Source organism: Tateyamaria omphalii, from assembly GCF_001969365.1.
Taxonomy (GTDB): Bacteria; Pseudomonadota; Alphaproteobacteria; order Rhodobacterales; family Rhodobacteraceae; genus Tateyamaria; species Tateyamaria omphalii_A.
In genome coordinates, this window is record NZ_CP019312.1 from 1,586,911 (window position 1) to 1,602,139 (window position 15,229).

Here is a 15,229-nt window from a genome sequence, read left to right on the forward strand (position 1 = left end):
GAGGAAATATTATGAAAACCCGCGTCCTCGCGGCGACAGCCCTTTTGCTGTCATCTACGTCCGTATATGCGGCTGGTCTTGACCGGTCGTTCCAGAATGTGTCTTCGATCTTTGCCGAGGACAACACGCTCAGCTTCACCTTCTCGCACGTATCGCCCGATGTGACTGGCACCGACGCACTTGGATCAAGCTATGACGTCGGCGAAAGCTATGAGCAGACGGTTCTGAGCTTTACCAAGGATATCACCGACAAATTCACCCTTGGCTTCATCACGGACCAGCCGTTTGGCGCCGATGTTTTCTACAACGCGGATCCCAACACCAGCACGCTGGGCGGCACCGGCGCGGACCTGTCGAGCGAAGCCTACAAGCTGGTCGCGAAGTACCAGTTCACACCGCGCTTCAGCGTCTTTGGCGGTGTGCAGGCACAGACCATCCGGGCAAGCGTGAACCTGAATGGTCAGGCGTACCGCGACGCGATCCCGACCGCAGCCGTTGCCCGCGCAGCAGGCGTCGACTCAAGCACGCTCGGTGCAGCACTGCAGGGCGACGCAAACGCAATTGGTGCTCTGGGGGGCCTCGCAGTTGTCGGCGCTCTTGGCGCGCAGGTACAAGCGCAGCAAGCGGCTTTCACAGCAGACAACGGCTACAGCTACAGCCAAGACGCCCAAACCGAGTACGGCTGGTTGATCGGTGCCGCTTACGAAATTCCGGACATCGCCCTGCGCTTGGCTGTCACGTACCATGCGTCGATTGACTACACCGCAAACACAACCGAACAGATCCTCGGCAACACCGTACCTGGCACAGTCGAATTCGAAACACCTGAGTCGCTGAACATCGACTTCCAGACCGGTATCGCCAAGGATACACTGCTGCTGGCATCCTACCGCTGGACCGAATTCGACGCGGTTGACCTCGTGCCAACCGCATTGCAGTCGGACCTGGTGAACCTCGACAACGGCCACCGCTTCACCCTGGGTGTCGGTCGTCGCTTTACAGAAAGCTTCTCCGGCTCGCTCACTTTCTCATATGAGCCCGAAGGCGATGATGATCTCGTCTCGCCCCTCGGTCCGACCGACGGCCTGTTCGGCATCTCACTCGGTGGCCGCTACAACAAGGACAACATGGTGATCTCGGGTGGGATCAACTATTCGTGGCTCGGCGATGCCCGGCCCGAAGTTGGCGGCCAGCCGGTTGCCTCGTTCACCGACAACTCGTCGCTTGCGGTCGGGTTCAAGGTCGACTTCACATTCTAAATCTGTCCCCGCGGGGACAGATCACGAAACCCCGCCCTGTTTCGGGCGGGGTTTTTCTTTGCGCAAGTTCCGGGTGGCTTGCCCTTGCCAGGCCTGACAGGTTGCCGGCATGACACCGCAAAAAACACTCTCTGGCCGCGCCTGGGCTGAAATGATCCTTCTTGGCACGATCTGGGGCGCGTCGTTCCTGTCCATCCGCATTGCACTAGACGAAATTGATCCGCTGACCAGCGTGGCGCACCGCACCTTTTGGGCGATGTGCGTGCTTTGGGTCATCGTGTTGGTGTCACGCCTCCCGGTTCCGCGCGATCCGCACATCTGGATCGCGTTCCTTGGCATGGGCCTTTTGAACAACGTCATCCCTTTCGGCCTCATGGCTTGGGGACAGCTGCATATCGAGACGGGGCTTACGTCGATCCTGAATGCGACCACCGCGATTTTCGGCGTGATCGCCGCTGCGCTCTTTTTCGCGGACGAGCGGATCACGGTCCGCAAGGCCGCAGGCGTCGCACTGGGGTTCTTTGGCGTGGCAACCGCGATCGGGCTGGACAACTTCGGATCCTTCGACCTGCGCAGTGTCGCCCAACTGGCCATCATCGCCGGCACGGTGAGCTATGCGCTTGCCGGGGTCTGGGCGCGGCGCTTTCTGGGAGGCTTGGCCCCGCAGGTGGCGGCGGCGGGGATGTTGACGGGCGCAACGGTGATCACGGTGCCGTTGGCATGGGCAGTTGATGGTCCCATCACCCTCGACCTGCAGGGCGACACGATCCTCGCCATCGCCTACTACGCGCTCGTCGCAACCGCGGGAGCCTACCTGCTCTACTACCGCGTGCTTGGCATGGCTGGTTCCAGCAATCTGATGCTGGTCACACTTGTCATCCCGCCCGTGGCCATCGTGCTCGGCGCCATTGTTCGGAACGAGGCGTTGTCGCCCAATGCCTTTGTCGGCTTTGCCTTGCTGGCACTTGGCCTTGCGATCCTGGATGGTCGCATACTGACCTTCCTGAGGCGCCCCGACGTTGACCGCCCCACGCCCCGCAGCTAGGACAGCCCGAAAACGGGGACCTGCGGAACATGAACTCTTTGCTTTATCGCGATGCCGACGCCTGGCGGTCCGCGCCATCAAAGCGCGTGCTTGTCTTTGGCATGTCGGGACTGGGCAAGACGCATATGTCCACGACGGTGCGCGACAGCGGGCGGTGGTTCCACTACTCCATCGACTACCGGATCGGCACCCGCTATTTGGGCGAACGTATCGCCGACAATGCCAAGGCCGAGGCGATGAAGGTGCCGTTTCTGCGCGACCTTTTGATGTCCGACAGCATCTATATCGGCTCGAACATCACCTTCCACAATCTCAGCCCTGTCTCGACCTATCTGGGCAAGCCGGGCGATCCGGCCAAGGGCGGTATGCCCATCGCCGAATACCGCAAAAGGCAGGAACAGTTCCGCCGGTCGGAGATCGCGGCCTTGGAGGATACGGGGTATTTCGCCGAGCGGGCACAGCAGCTTTATGGCTATCCGAACTTCATCTGCGACACCGGCGGGTCGATCTGTGAATGGGTGAACCCGGCGGATGACCACGACCCGCTGATGACGACCCTCAGCGCCGTTGCCCTGCCGATCTGGATCAAGGGGGACGCAGCGCACACCGCAGCACTGATTGCACGGTTCGACAAGGCGCCGAAACCAATGGCCTATCAGCCGGAATTCCTGCTGCTCTGCTGGACGGACTACCTCAAAGAAACCGGCGCGCATGAAGAAGCTGTTGACCCCGACGCGTTTGTCCGTTGGACCTACGCCCGCGCGCTGGCGCATCGACAGCCCCGCTACGAGGCGATGGCGCGCTGGGGTGTGACGGTAACCGCGGACGAGGTCGCCTCGCTCAAAGGTGAAGCGGATTTCATCACTCTGGTCGCCTCCGCTCTTGAGCGTCGGGCGCGCGCGGCGTAAGTCCGGTCTTCACACGTTTATCGGACCAGACCCATGCCCATCAAATTGCCTTCCACCCTGCCCGCCTATGACGTTCTGACGAACGAGGGCGTGATGGTGATGGACGAAGAACTGGCCGCGCATCAGGACATCCGACCGCTTAAGATCGGCTTGCTCAACCTGATGCCCAAGAAGATCCAGACCGAGACGCAATTTGCCCGCTTGATCGGCGCCACGCCCCTGCAGATCGAGCTGTCCCTGATCCGCATGTCCGAGCATGAGACCAAGAACACCGCCGCCGAGCATATGGAGAGCTTTTACCGCCCGTTTCAGGAGGTGAAGGGCGAGAAATTCGACGGGCTGATCATCACCGGCGCGCCCATCGAGCATCTTGAGTACGAGGATGTGGATTACTGGGAGGAATTGGAAGAGGTCATGGAATGGACCCAGACCAACGTGCATTCCACCTTTGGCGTGTGCTGGGGCGGCATGGCCATGCTGCACCACTTCCACAAAGTGCCCAAGCATCTGCTGGGGTCCAAGCTGTTCGGCGCGTACCGCCACACAAACCTGTCGCCTGCCTCGCCCTACTTGCGGGGATTTTCGGATGATTGCGTGGTGCCAGTGTCGCGCTGGACAGAGGTGCGCGCGCCCGAAGTGGAGGTCGCTGGCCTGCCGATCCTGCTGGGCTCGGACGTAACAGGCCCCTGCCTGATCGAAGATCCGGAGCATCGCGCGCTCTATATCCTCAATCACTTTGAGTATGACAGCGATACGCTGAAACAGGAATACGACCGCGATCTGGCCTCGGTCCAGGTCGAAGGGGCAGAGATTGCCCTGCCCGTCGACTACTTTCCCGATGACGATCCGTCGCGGACGCCGATGAACCGCTGGCGCAGCCACGCGCATCTTCTCTATGGCAATTGGCTGTCCGAGATATATTTGACCACACCGTACGATATGGACCGGATCGGGCAGGACCGCACCGACCTGCGGGGGTAAGGGAATGAAAACAGTGTTTTACGTGGTGCTGGGCCTCGTGGTCCTGACGGTGGCGGTTGTACAGGTGCTGGCGGCCAAGCGGGAACGGGATGCGGAGGCGGCCTTTCCCCCGACGGGGCAAATCATTGATGTGAACGGTGTCGGTGTGCATGTCGAACAGATGGGCACTGGCCCCGATCTTGTGCTGATCCACGGTGCATCGGGCAATACGCGTGATTACACCTTTGTCTTTGCTGACCTCGTCAAGGATCGCTACCGCGTGACCATCCTCGACCGGCCGGGCCTTGGCTGGACGGAACAAATCGCACCGCAGCACAGATCGGCATGGACCACGGCCCACGCCACCCCGACCCAGCAAGCCCGGCTGCTCAAGGCCGCAACCGACCAGCTGGGCGTAGACCGGCCCATCGTGCTGGGCCATTCCTTCGGCGGCATCGTCGCGTTGGCTTGGGCACTTGAATTCGATGATCTTGCCGGGGTGGTGTCCGTCGCAGGGGTTGCGAACCCATGGCCGGGAGAGCTGGACTGGACATACCAGGTCAATGGCTCGGCATGGGGTGGCGGGCTGATGGTGCCGCTCTTGTCCGCCTTCGTGCCCGAAAGCTATATCGACAATGCCGTCTCCGGTATCTTCGCTCCGCAAAGCGCGCCAGACGGGTATACCGCCCATGTGGGCCCCGCCTTGATCCTGCGCCGCGCGTCCATGCGCGCCAATGCGCGGCAAGTGAACTGGCTGCGGCCGCATGTGGTCGAGATGTCCAAGGACTATGGCTCCATCAGCGTCCCGGTCGAGGTGGTGCATGGCGACGCCGACACAATCGTTCCGCTCGACGTGCATTCGGCCAAGCTGCCCGGCCAGATTGAGGGGGCCAATGTCACAGTCCTGCCCGGCGTGGGACATATGCCACAACACACCCACCCCGAGGCCGTCATCGACGCGATTGACCGCGTCGCAGCACGTGCGGGTTTGCGTTAAGCGCCACTCTGACCCATATTGGATGTTAAGAGCAGTAACTTAAGGCAAAAACCATGAGCCTTCCCTTTGACGGCGCGATCACGGAATTCTACGAGACCGGCGCGCCGGACGACATTCGTGACAAGATCAGTACGGCGGACAAGGATGATATCCTGACCCCGACCTATCCCTATGACGAACGGATGCGGCGCAAGCCATACGAGCGCGAGATGGACGCGCTGCAGATCGAACTCGTTAAGATGCAGGATTGGGTGGCCAAAACCGGCACCCGTGTTGTCTGCGTGTTCGAGGGCCGCGATGCTGCAGGCAAAGGCGGCACGATCAAGCGGTTTCGCGAACACCTGAACCCGCGTGGCGCCCGTGTTGTCGCCTTGGCAAAGCCAACCGAAAAAGAGGCATCTGAGTGGTATTTCCAACGCTATATCAAGCACTTACCCACGGCTGGAGAGATTACTTTCTTTGACCGTAGCTGGTACAATCGCGGAGTTGTCGAGCATGTATTTGGCTTTTGCCAACCGCACCAGCGCGAACACTTCTTTGTTCAGGTCAACCCGTTCGAAGCGATGTTGGTGGACGACGGGGTCCACGTGTTCAAATTCTGGCTGAATGTGTGCCGGGCCGAGCAGTTGCGCCGCATTCTGGACCGCGAAAACGACCCGTTGAAGCAGTGGAAACTCAGCTGGATCGACGTGGAGGGCCTGAAGAAATGGGATGCCTACACCAATGCCATTCGCGAGACGCTGGACCGGTCCCATTCCAGCCATGCTCCGTGGACCATTGTGCGGTCCGATGACAAGAAACGCGCGCGTCTCAATGCCATCCGCACCGTTCTGCATGGGCTCGATTACACAAATAAAGACCCGCAAGCCATTGGAAAAGTGAACAAAGACGTCTGTGGCGGGCCGGATATCTGGGATGCCTAAACGCGGCTACCACCATGGCAATCTCAGGCAAGCTCTGATCGAAGCAGCGCTCAAGCTGATCGAGGAGAAGGGCCCAACCGGGTTCACGCTCTCCGAGGCGGCAAAGCAGGCCGGTGTGACCCCGGCTGCTGTCTATCGCCACTACGAGGGGCGCGAGGATCTGATCGCCGAATGTGCGCGGCAGGGCTATGGCATCTTTGCCGACCTGATGCAGCATGCCTACGAATCTGGCCAGCCCTCGGCGCTGGCGGCGTTTGAGGCGACGGGGCGCGCTTACCTCGCCTTTGCACGCCGCTTTCCCGGTCACTACATCGCCATGTTCGAAAGCGGGATTTCAACCAACCGCACCCCGGAACTGGCCGATGTTGTGAACCGCGCAAACACGGTGCTGGAAAAAGCCGCCGGTGATCTGTCGCAGCATATCCCAGAGGACAAGCGGCCACCGGCATCCATGTTCTCGGCTCATATCTGGGCGATGAGCCACGGGGTGGTGGAGCTTTTCGCGCGCAACTCGCCCGGCAAAGCCTCTCCGTTCCCGCCCGAGGATCTGCTGGAAACCGGCATTGGCATCTACCTGCGCGGTCTGGGACTTATTCCAGGCGACAGCTGAGACGGCACGCGCGTCCAGCCGAGGTCATCACCTTTTCTGAGCGGTGGCAAAGATATGCGGGGGCTGCTCAATCAATTCGGCTGGCTTTTGCCTGACACACAAAGTTTGCACATCTGTCATGCTTTTGTTGCGGATCAGGTGTCAAAGGCCCGCATGAAAGAGCGCTTGGACCCGTTGGTGGCAGAACGCGCCCCGTGGCTTTTCCGCCCGGGCACTGTAAGCCGCTTTGCCCGCCGCACTTTCATGTCCCTGCTCAGCTACGATCAGACCATCGACCTGGCCACAGTGCTCAAGGACCAGACGGCCGGCAGCCTTATGCACCATGTGGGGGCGCTGCTTGCGCAGGATGTGTGTGTGTCGGGCCTGCACCATGTGCCCCGCAAAGGTCCGGCCATTGTCGTGGCCAACCACCCGACGGGCATTGCAGACGGGATCATGCTGCACCACATGCTGGCGCCAATCCGGCCCGACCTGTTCTTTTACGCGAATGCCGACATCCTGCGCGTGTTGCCGCAAATGTCGGACATGATCGCACCCGTCGAGTGGCGTCATGACAAGCGGTGCCACGGCAAGACGCGTGAAACGATGGCGTACACCCGGGCAGCCGTCGAGCAGGATAGGCTCGGCGTGATTTTTCCGTCGGGACGTTTGGCGAAGCGGCGCGGCCTGCGGTTGTACGAGCGCCCCTGGATGGCGTCGGCGGCAATGATCGCCCGAAAGTTCGATCTGCCGGTCATCCCCATACATATCGAGGCGCGCAATTCCGCGTTGTTCTACGTGCTCGACCTGATCCACCCGACGCTACGTGACATTACGCTGTTTCACGAGACGCTGAATAAAAACACCCAACCGTTCCGCATCCGTGTTGGTCAGGCTTTACCCGCATCTGACCTGCCGAAAAACTCGGAAGACGGGATTGCGATGCTGCGCGACGCCACGCTGCGTCTGGCCAAAGATCCCCAGGGACGCGTTTCTGTTAGACCACGCTGGATCGCGCAGCGCGCCTGAGCAACGGCAAGGGCCGGACAGAAACGAAAAAGGCCGCCCAGAAGGCGGCCTTTCCGAAAACATCTTTCGGCTTAGCGCTTGGAGAACTGGAAGCTCTTCCGCGCTTTGGCCTTACCGTATTTCTTACGCTCTACGACGCGGCTGTCGCGGGTCAGGAAGCCTGCCGCTTTCAGCGCTCCGCGCAGCGACGGATCATACAGCTGCAGCGCCTTTGACACACCGTGCTTGACCGCACCGGCCTGACCGGACAGACCGCCGCCCTTGACGGTGGCGGTCACGTCGAACTGGTCCTCGACACCCGCAACCTGGAACGGCTGGCGCAGGATCATCTGCAGCACGGGGCGTGCGAAATATGTGCTCATCTCTTTGCCGTTCACGGTGACCTTGCCCGAACCGGGTTTGATCCAGACGCGGGCCACCGCGTCCTTCCGCTTGCCGGTGGCATAGGATCGGCCGAACTCGTCACGGACGGGTTCGCGGGGCGTCATATCGACTTCGACCGGTGCAACGTCGCCAGCGACAGCTTGCAGGTCTTCGAGTGTGTTGATTTCGTCAGCCATGCTCATGCGCTCCGGGTGTTTTTCTTGTTCATGGACTTCACGTCCAGAACTTCGGGGCTTTGTGCCTCGTGGGGGTGCTCTGCCCCGGCATAGACACGCAGGTTTGTCATGATCTGGCGGCTCAGACGGTTGCCGGGCAGCATCCGTTTCACAGCCAGGGTCACCACGCGCTCTGGGTGTGCGCCCTCAAGGATCTGTTCCTTGGTGCGCGACTTGATCCCGCCGGGGTGGCCGGTGTGCCAGTAGTGATGTTCCTGGCGCTTGTTGCCGGTCAACTGGATCTTGTCCGCGTTGACGATGATCACGTTGTCGCCACAGTCCATGTGGGGGGTGAAGGACGGCTTGTGCTTGCCACGCAGACGCATGGCGACGATCGAGGCAAGACGGCCCAGAACAACGCCCTCTGCGTCGATCAGGATCCATTTCTTGTCGATGTCCGCAGGTGTTGCGGTATAGGTTTTCATTGCGGTTCGTCCCTTGAAGGGTGGAAATTCGGATTGCGCGGTTATACAGCAGGGTCAGAGCGCGTCAACTGCGGACGCGCGGTTTTTATGAAGCAAAAACAAATGCTTGAAAATAAGGTATCATATTACCCCAAATATCAGCGCAGTTCTCAGCACAGTTCGTTGACCCAATGCTGACCGGACTCGCTGCCCCTGCCCTTGCCACAGTGGTCCTGTTCATGCTGGCCACGGCTGTTGGCGTGCCCGTGATGCGAAAGCTGATCATTGTCTACGAGGCTAAACACGAGCTCAAGCACGGCTCCGCTGGGTGGCTGCGGTCGCTGCGCGGCTGGTCGATGGTGGCGTTCTGGCTGATGACGACCTGGTTCATCGCGACGATCTTTGGCGACTGGGCCGCCAATGGCGATCTTGATGCTGCCATTGACCGGGGCTGGTTGCGCTTGCGCATTCTGCTTGAGATCGCGATGGCGATCATGGAGTCGGACTGATGGACGACCTGAGCGTTGCGCAGTCCGAATTGCAATGCGCCAATTGCGCGGGGCAGTGCATCTATGATCCGGCGCAACAGGCGCTCGTTTGTACAAGTTGCGCAACGCGGTACGGGCTGGAAACCGACAAGGATGCAGAGGCGGCGCGCGAGTTCGACTTTGACCCAGTGGGGCCAAACACGGACGTGCCCGTTGTCGAGGAAACCCGTGTGCATCATTGCCAGACCTGCGGCGGCGATGTGGTGTTTGTGGGCCAGACGCTGTCCGAACGCTGCGCCTATTGCGACGGGCCGGTGGTACTGGCCACCAGCGACACGGGCTACCGGACAAAGGCGCTGATCCCCTTCCGCGTGCCCGAAAGAGATGCGCAGGTGGCCGCGCTTGCTTGGGTTGCCAAGCGATGGGCCGCGCCCGCAGACCTGAAGGCCGTGGTGTCCAAGGGTCGGGTGGCCGGTCTGTACGTCCCGTTCTGGACCTTCGACAGCGAAGAGGCTGTCAGCTATTGGGCGAAATACACGGTCAGGCGCAACAAGCGCAGCGTGACACGTCGGACATCCGGCGCATTCCGCATCCGGTTTGACGATCTGTTGGTCCCCGCGTCGCCCCACGTCACGCCGCTGATCCGCGACGGCATCCTGCATGACTTCGACCCGCGACGCCTGCGCTCCTACCGCCCTGGCTATCTTGCCGGGTTCGGAGCAGAACGGCACCACCAATCGGTGGCCGAAGGACTGCGGGCCAATGCCGACGACAAGGACCTGCTGATCCGCAACCGGATCAAGGGGCATGTAAACAAGCGCGGCGTACATGATGTCCGCTATTCCACGGACACGACGGGGATCCGGTATCGCCGCATTCTGCTGCCCGTTTGGATCCTGCACTATAAATACAACGACGACGCGATGAAGGTTGTCGTCTGCGGCATGCAGGGGCGGACCTATGGTGAGCGTCCGTTCTCGTGGCTGAAACTGGCGGGGTATGCTGCCGTTTTGTCGGCCCTCATCATCGCGTTTGGTCTGGCTTGGGGCGCTGGCGGGCTGCTCTAAACACCGATCTGGTCGGGCGGGTTGTCCAGCAAATCACGCAGACGTTCGATGGCCGCCTCAAAGGATTGAAGACTGACGCCCGCGTTGATCGCAATGCGCACGGCGTGCGGGGTGCGCGCATCACGGCAGGCGTAATCCTCGGCCGCACGAATCCCGACACCGTGTTGCGCGGCGGCTTGCACAAAGGCGCCTGCCCGCCACCCTTCGGGCAGATGCAACCACAGGAACGGCACATCCTTGCGCCAGATGATGTCGTAGCCGCCTAGGATGTTGACCGCCCGCTGGACATAGGTGCCGATCCCCTGGCGCGCATCTGCCATCAGCCCGGGCAGGTCGCGGTGCACAAGAAGCGATGCAAAAAGGTCCGTCATGGGCGTGGCAAGGCCAAAGAATGAATACTCCGCCGTCCGTCGAAGCACATTGGCCCGCCCCTTTGGCGTCACCGCAATGCCAAGCCGCAGCGACGGCGTGATGGATTTGGAGATCGAGGAAATGTACCAAGTGCGCTCTGGTACAATCATCCGGTAGCTGGGGGCCTGCGCCTGTCCCAACCTGTAACAATCGTCTTCAAGGATCTGCAGGTCCTGCCGTTTCGCCACTTCCGCCAGCGCTTCGCGCCGATAAGCCGGGGTAAACCCGCAGGTCGGGTTGTGTACTTCCGGTGACGTGCAGAAGATTTGCGCATCATGCGCCTTGGCCGCGGCGTCCAACGCTTCGGGAATGACACCCTGGCTGTCCATCTCGACCGGAATGACATCAGCGCGCAGCAGCTCTGCCGCCCGTCGAAAACCTGGGTACGCCAGATCCTCGACAAGAATTGCTGGTCGCCGCCCCTTTAGAAGCGCTTGAAACACCAACAGAATCGCGTTTTGCCCGCCATTGGCCAGCACGATGTCGTCGGGCCCGAACGATCCAATCGGTGCACCCGCAAGCCATGCCGCCGCCGCCGTGCGTGCGGGCCCGCCGCCCGCGCGGGTCGGATAGTGCATCATGCCGGATGGCGGATCTTGGGCCACCTCCGCCAGAAGCCTGCGGATCAGCGTCGCCTGGCCAACACTCGGCAGGTGCGGCGAGAATAGGTTTACGTTCCAGGTTTGCGCTTCGGAATTGTGCGTGGTGCTGTCCACTTCAATCGGGACATCAGCGTAAAGCGGCCCCTTTTCATCGGGTTGCGCAACAAAGGTTCCACGCCCGACTTCGGCCATCAACGTGCCGTCATCGGTCAGCATGGTATAGGCGCGCGCGACGGTGCCCGGTGTAATGCCCAAGCTCCAGGCGAGGTCGCGCACCGGTGGCAGCTTGTCCCCCGGCGTCAGATCGTGATCCGAGATGCGCTGGCGGATCACCTGCATCACGGCCTTGTACTTCGGTCCCTGCCCGTCCAGCAGTTCTGGCGACCAAATTGTATTCATTACAATGTTTCCGTAGCGTTAGTCGAATTGGAATTGTATCACTAAACCATGGCAAATACGCCATATTGTGTCAATACAATTTAGGAGATTCCCATGACACATCACATGCAAACGCCCGCTTCGCACTTGGCCTACCTGACTGCGCAAAACCGCATTCCAGCCGCCTCGGTCCTCGCGCTGCACGTTGCCGTGATGCTGTCAAAATGGGCCATGCGCCGCAGAACACGGTTGTCCTTGCGCACCCTGGACCCGCACATTCTGCGCGACATCGGGCTGACACAAGCCGAGGCTGACTTTGAAGCGCGGCGTGTGTTCTGGCGGATGTGACATCCCCGTGGCGTCTGCCAGACCTCTTCCTTTGGCCGGGTTCAGGGACTTCCCTGGCTCGGCCATTTTTTATGATGGAAGATCAACGCCCTGCGGCGGAATGGCGTATGTCAGGCTGGCGCGGGCAACGGGTTTTTCGTCCCCTTCCGAGAACAGCAGCGCGTCCGTCACCGACAATTGCTTGCCCAGTTTCAGCAACCGCCCGTGTGCGATCAGATCAACACCAGCCCGTGGTTTGCGCATGAAGTCGATGGAACAATTGGTCGTCACGGCCAGCGCGCGCGGCCCAATATGCGCGAGCGTCACCATATAGGCGGTCACGTCCGCCAGCCCGAACATCGCCGGACCGGAAACTGTGCCACCCGGTCGCAAATGCCGGTCGGACACCAAAAGGCGCAACACGACCCCCTCTTCCGTCACCTCTTCGACATGAAACTCTCCGGCGACTTCCAAAAACACCTTTTGCAGAAACGCGTTCATTTCAGACGCGGTCATCACAACGGCCATGCTTTTCCTTCCCCTGTCCCTGCCCTAGGGTGAGCCGCAAAAGAATGGGAGGGCAAGATGGCAATTCTGGAACGTGAGGTCACGGGGGCGGTGGCGCACCTGCGCTTGAACGCGCCGGATCGGTTGAATGCGCTGTCGGATGAAATGATCGCGGAACTGCATGGCGCCCTTGATGACGTAGCCAGTGACAGCACAGTCCGGGCGGTCATCCTATCCGGTGTGGGCAAGGCGTTTTGCGCGGGCCACGATCTGAAGCAGATGACCGCGGGACGGCAGGCTGCAGATGGCGGCGCCGCTTATTTCAAGGATTTGTTCGACCGCTGTGCCGCGATGATGGCGCGGGTGCAATCCATGCCGCAGCCGGTCATCGCACAGGTGCATGGCATCGCGACCGCGGCAGGCTGCCAATTGGTCGCCACATGCGATCTGGCCGTGGCCGCACATGGCACACGCTTCGGCGTCAATGGCGTGAACATTGGCCTCTTTTGCTCGACCCCAATGGTCGCGCTCAGCCGCAACATTCCGCGCAAACAGGCCTTCGAAATGTTAACAACCGGTGACTTCATCGAAGCGGACCGGGCCGTCGAACTGGGCCTTGTTAACCATGCAGTGCCACAGCACGATCTGGCCAGCACCGCGGAAGACTTGGCCAATCGCATTGCGTCCAAGCTGGGCAGCGCGGTCAAGATCGGCAAGCACGCGTTCTATGAACAGTTGCAGATGCCAGTGGCCCAAGCCTATGCCTATACGGGTGAAGTGATGGTCACAAATATGCTGAACCCCGACACAGCCGAAGGTATCGACGCCTTTATCGAAAAACGCCCACCCGATTGGTCACAATAGATCGCTAAAATCCGACACGACTTTCGGTTGTTTCCAAATCGTCACCCGACTATTTCCAAATCACCGCTGGCAATTTGGGCGCAAATAAGGCATAAATTAGACACGGTTAACCAACCGATGACGATTTTGGGTCGCCGTGTGCGGAAGGTCCCTCCAGGTCAGCCTCTCTCTGACCGACCATTCCCGCAGCGGCGACCCCAAAACCCTCCTTGCAAAACTGGATGTAAAACACGCTAAAGCGGGCCTAAGGTGTCGGCGCACACATATCCACCTGCAGATCCTGCACCGGATCATCTGGCGCGCACGCCTGGCCAGAAATCGGATATCTGTCCGGTTCGCCACATGCAGCCAAACAGACCAGGGCCACAATCATAAAAGCAGTCTTTGCATGCATCGTAAGTCAGTCCTTCATTGCTTAATACTGCGGAATTAGCAGCACTACTGACGGCCGTATTGATCCAGATCAGTTCACGCCATTGCGCAGACAGACAGCTTGCCCTACATCCCCGGCATGGCAGAAAAACTTCATATCGTGGGCGGCGGCATGGCCGGGTCCGAGGCCGCGTGGCAGGCCGGAAATATGGGCGTGCAGGTGGTGATCCACGAGATGCGGCCGAAGGTCGGCACATTCGCGCATCAGACCGGTCTGCTGGGCGAGATGGTGTGTTCAAACTCGTTCCGCTCGGATGACAGCGAACAGAACGCCGTCGGCCTCTTGCACTGGGAAATGCGGCAGGCCAACGGGCTGATCATGCAGACCGCGGACAAGCACCGCCTGCCCGCAGGTGGAGCACTGGCCGTAGACCGCGACCCATTTGCCCAATCTGTGACCGATGCGCTGATAAAGCACCCGAACATCGCTGTGGAATATGGTGAAATCACCGCTTTGCCCGAGAGTGGCCAGTGGATCATTGCGACCGGCCCTTTGACGTCGTCCGCACTGGGGGCGGCCATCGCCAACGAGACCGGAGCCGAAGCGCTCGCCTTTTTCGACGCCATCGCACCCATCGTCTATTTCGACTCAATCAATATGGAAAAGGCTTGGATGCAGTCCCGCTATGACAAGGGCGAGACGGAAGAAGAGCGCACGGCCTACCTCAACTGCCCGATGGACAAGGCGCAATACGAGGCGTTTATCGACACCCTTCTGGCCGCTGACAAAACCGAATTTCACGAGGGTCAGACCGCAGGCTATTTCGACGGCTGTTTGCCCATCGAGGTCATGGCCGAGCGCGGCCGCGAAACCCTACGCCACGGTCCGATGAAACCCGTTGGCCTGACCAATCCGCATCAACCGGATGTGAAACCGTACGCTGTCGTCCAGTTGCGCCGCGACAATAAGCTGGGCACGCTTTACAATATTGTCGGCTTTCAGACCAAGATGAAGTACGGCGCGCAAACCGATGTTTTTAAATTAATTCCCGGTCTCGAGGATGCGCGCTTTGCCCGGCTTGGCGGCATTCACCGCAATACGTTCCTGAATGCGCCAACTTTGCTGACGGCTGACATGCGCCTGAAATCGCGCCCCAATATCCGCTTTGCAGGGCAGATCACCGGGGTCGAGGGGTATGTGGAATCCGCCGCCATGGGCCTCTTGGCAGGACGCGCAGCAGCCGTCGAAATCCTGGGCGGCGCGCTGGACATGCCACCGCACACCACGGCCATGGGCGCGCTGATCACCCACATCACGGGCGGCGCCGAGGCAAAGACCTTTCAGCCGATGAACGTGAACTTCGGCCTGTTTCCCCCGGTCGAAGGACTGCGCGGCGGACGCCGCGGGCGCAAGGACCGCTACAAGGCTTATACGGACCGGGCAAAGGCCGATTGGCTCACATGGCTGGCCCCGCAGGCTGCTGCGGCCTAGACGGGCGC

At 60.5% G+C, this 15,229-nt stretch carries 17 protein-coding genes; 13 read left to right on the forward strand and 4 right to left on the reverse strand.

What is annotated here, in order from left to right; all coding sequences use genetic code 11:
* Positions 1-11 precede the first annotated feature (11 nt).
* The 8 genes from BWR18_RS07910 (at position 12) to BWR18_RS07945 (ending at position 7,710) form a co-directional block, all read left to right on the forward strand.
* The gene (locus BWR18_RS07910; protein WP_076627472.1) at positions 12-1,259 is read left to right on the forward strand and encodes an outer membrane protein transport protein; all 1,248 of its coding nucleotides are present in this window, start codon (positions 12-14) and stop codon (positions 1,257-1,259) included.
* Between the two features lie 109 nt (positions 1,260-1,368).
* Positions 1,369-2,304: a DMT family transporter gene (locus tag BWR18_RS07915; RefSeq protein WP_076627473.1), complete on the forward strand. Its 936-nt coding sequence runs from the start codon at positions 1,369-1,371 to the stop codon at positions 2,302-2,304.
* Between the two features lie 38 nt (positions 2,305-2,342).
* Positions 2,343-3,212 (forward strand): ATPase, encoded by an 870-nt coding sequence (locus BWR18_RS07920; protein ID WP_076630191.1) that lies wholly within the window; start codon positions 2,343-2,345, stop codon positions 3,210-3,212.
* A gap of 33 nt (positions 3,213-3,245) precedes the next feature.
* Complete coding sequence (locus tag BWR18_RS07925; RefSeq protein ID WP_076627474.1) at positions 3,246-4,193, forward strand: homoserine O-succinyltransferase; 948 nt, start codon at positions 3,246-3,248, stop codon at positions 4,191-4,193.
* Positions 4,194-4,197: 4 nt separating this feature from the next.
* On the forward strand, positions 4,198-5,169 hold the full coding sequence (locus tag BWR18_RS07930) for an alpha/beta fold hydrolase (RefSeq protein WP_076627475.1): 972 nt from the start codon (positions 4,198-4,200) through the stop codon (positions 5,167-5,169).
* Between the two features lie 53 nt (positions 5,170-5,222).
* Positions 5,223-6,092 (forward strand): polyphosphate kinase 2, encoded by an 870-nt coding sequence (gene ppk2, locus BWR18_RS07935; protein ID WP_076627476.1) that lies wholly within the window; start codon positions 5,223-5,225, stop codon positions 6,090-6,092.
* Positions 6,085-6,702: a TetR/AcrR family transcriptional regulator gene (locus BWR18_RS07940; protein ID WP_076627477.1), complete on the forward strand. Its 618-nt coding sequence runs from the start codon at positions 6,085-6,087 to the stop codon at positions 6,700-6,702. The genes ppk2 and BWR18_RS07940 overlap by 8 nt, the downstream gene beginning before the upstream one ends.
* 153 nt (positions 6,703-6,855) lie before the next feature.
* Positions 6,856-7,710: a lysophospholipid acyltransferase family protein gene (locus tag BWR18_RS07945; RefSeq protein ID WP_076630192.1), complete on the forward strand. Its 855-nt coding sequence runs from the start codon at positions 6,856-6,858 to the stop codon at positions 7,708-7,710.
* Positions 7,711-7,781: 71 nt separating this feature from the next.
* On the opposite strand, the gene rpsI is transcribed toward BWR18_RS07945, so the two are convergent.
* The gene (rpsI, locus tag BWR18_RS07950; RefSeq protein WP_076627478.1) at positions 7,782-8,270 is read right to left on the reverse strand and encodes a 30S ribosomal protein S9; all 489 of its coding nucleotides are present in this window, start codon (positions 8,268-8,270) and stop codon (positions 7,782-7,784) included.
* Between the two features lie 2 nt (positions 8,271-8,272).
* Positions 8,273-8,734, reverse strand: a complete 462-nt coding sequence (rplM, locus tag BWR18_RS07955; RefSeq protein WP_076627479.1) for a 50S ribosomal protein L13 — start codon at positions 8,732-8,734, stop codon at positions 8,273-8,275.
* A gap of 170 nt (positions 8,735-8,904) precedes the next feature.
* Here rplM and BWR18_RS07960 point away from each other — a divergent pair, with 170 nt between their 5' ends.
* Positions 8,905-9,222: a hypothetical protein gene (locus tag BWR18_RS07960; protein WP_076627480.1), complete on the forward strand. Its 318-nt coding sequence runs from the start codon at positions 8,905-8,907 to the stop codon at positions 9,220-9,222.
* Positions 9,222-10,268: a hypothetical protein gene (locus BWR18_RS07965; RefSeq protein WP_076627481.1), complete on the forward strand. Its 1,047-nt coding sequence runs from the start codon at positions 9,222-9,224 to the stop codon at positions 10,266-10,268. The genes BWR18_RS07960 and BWR18_RS07965 overlap by 1 nt, the downstream gene beginning before the upstream one ends.
* Here the strand turns inward: BWR18_RS07965 and BWR18_RS07970 are convergent.
* Entirely contained in the window at positions 10,265-11,680 is a 1,416-nt protein-coding gene (locus tag BWR18_RS07970) for a PLP-dependent aminotransferase family protein (RefSeq protein ID WP_076627482.1), read from the reverse strand. The two genes, BWR18_RS07965 and BWR18_RS07970, sit on opposite strands and share 4 nt — an antisense overlap.
* Before the next feature lie 93 nt (positions 11,681-11,773).
* On the opposite strand from BWR18_RS07970, the gene BWR18_RS07975 reads away from it, so the two are divergent.
* A complete protein-coding gene (locus BWR18_RS07975) occupies positions 11,774-12,007 on the forward strand; it encodes a DUF1127 domain-containing protein (protein ID WP_076627483.1) in 234 nt (77 codons plus the stop codon).
* Positions 12,008-12,076: 69 nt separating this feature from the next.
* Here the strand turns inward: BWR18_RS07975 and BWR18_RS07980 are convergent, their stop codons facing one another.
* On the reverse strand, positions 12,077-12,514 hold the full coding sequence (locus tag BWR18_RS07980; RefSeq protein WP_076627484.1) for a PaaI family thioesterase: 438 nt from the start codon (positions 12,512-12,514) through the stop codon (positions 12,077-12,079).
* Positions 12,515-12,571: 57 nt separating this feature from the next.
* Here BWR18_RS07980 and BWR18_RS07985 point away from each other — a divergent pair, with 57 nt between their 5' ends.
* Both BWR18_RS07985 and trmFO read left to right on the forward strand, forming a co-directional pair.
* Positions 12,572-13,357, forward strand: a complete 786-nt coding sequence (locus BWR18_RS07985; protein WP_076627485.1) for an enoyl-CoA hydratase — start codon at positions 12,572-12,574, stop codon at positions 13,355-13,357.
* 511 nt (positions 13,358-13,868) lie between these two features.
* Complete coding sequence (gene trmFO, locus BWR18_RS07990) at positions 13,869-15,221, forward strand: methylenetetrahydrofolate--tRNA-(uracil(54)-C(5))-methyltransferase (FADH(2)-oxidizing) TrmFO (RefSeq protein ID WP_076627486.1); 1,353 nt, start codon at positions 13,869-13,871, stop codon at positions 15,219-15,221.
* Positions 15,222-15,229: the final 8 nt, after the last annotated feature.

Excerpts from the sequence above, each read along its gene's own strand:
- BWR18_RS07910 (WP_076627472.1), top strand. The coding sequence starts at position 12 with ATGAAAACCCGCGTCCTCGCGGCGACAGCCCTTTTGCTGTCATCTACG.
- BWR18_RS07915 (WP_076627473.1), top strand. The coding sequence starts at position 1,369 with ATGACACCGCAAAAAACACTCTCTGGCCGCGCCTGGGCTGAAATGATC.
- BWR18_RS07925 (WP_076627474.1), top strand. The coding sequence starts at position 3,246 with ATGCCCATCAAATTGCCTTCCACCCTGCCCGCCTATGACGTTCTGACG.
- BWR18_RS07930 (WP_076627475.1), top strand. The coding sequence starts at position 4,198 with ATGAAAACAGTGTTTTACGTGGTGCTGGGCCTCGTGGTCCTGACGGTG.
- ppk2 (WP_076627476.1), top strand. The coding sequence starts at position 5,223 with ATGAGCCTTCCCTTTGACGGCGCGATCACGGAATTCTACGAGACCGGC.
- BWR18_RS07940 (WP_076627477.1), top strand. The coding sequence starts at position 6,085 with ATGCCTAAACGCGGCTACCACCATGGCAATCTCAGGCAAGCTCTGATC.
- BWR18_RS07945 (WP_076630192.1), top strand. The coding sequence starts at position 6,856 with ATGAAAGAGCGCTTGGACCCGTTGGTGGCAGAACGCGCCCCGTGGCTT.
- rpsI (WP_076627478.1), bottom strand. The coding sequence starts at position 8,270 with ATGGCTGACGAAATCAACACACTCGAAGACCTGCAAGCTGTCGCTGGC.
- rplM (WP_076627479.1), bottom strand. The coding sequence starts at position 8,734 with ATGAAAACCTATACCGCAACACCTGCGGACATCGACAAGAAATGGATC.
- BWR18_RS07960 (WP_076627480.1), top strand. The coding sequence starts at position 8,905 with ATGCTGACCGGACTCGCTGCCCCTGCCCTTGCCACAGTGGTCCTGTTC.
- BWR18_RS07965 (WP_076627481.1), top strand. The coding sequence starts at position 9,222 with ATGGACGACCTGAGCGTTGCGCAGTCCGAATTGCAATGCGCCAATTGC.
- BWR18_RS07970 (WP_076627482.1), bottom strand. The coding sequence starts at position 11,680 with ATGAATACAATTTGGTCGCCAGAACTGCTGGACGGGCAGGGACCGAAG.
- BWR18_RS07975 (WP_076627483.1), top strand. The coding sequence starts at position 11,774 with ATGACACATCACATGCAAACGCCCGCTTCGCACTTGGCCTACCTGACT.
- BWR18_RS07980 (WP_076627484.1), bottom strand. The coding sequence starts at position 12,514 with ATGGCCGTTGTGATGACCGCGTCTGAAATGAACGCGTTTCTGCAAAAG.
- BWR18_RS07985 (WP_076627485.1), top strand. The coding sequence starts at position 12,572 with ATGGCAATTCTGGAACGTGAGGTCACGGGGGCGGTGGCGCACCTGCGC.
- trmFO (WP_076627486.1), top strand. The coding sequence starts at position 13,869 with ATGGCAGAAAAACTTCATATCGTGGGCGGCGGCATGGCCGGGTCCGAG.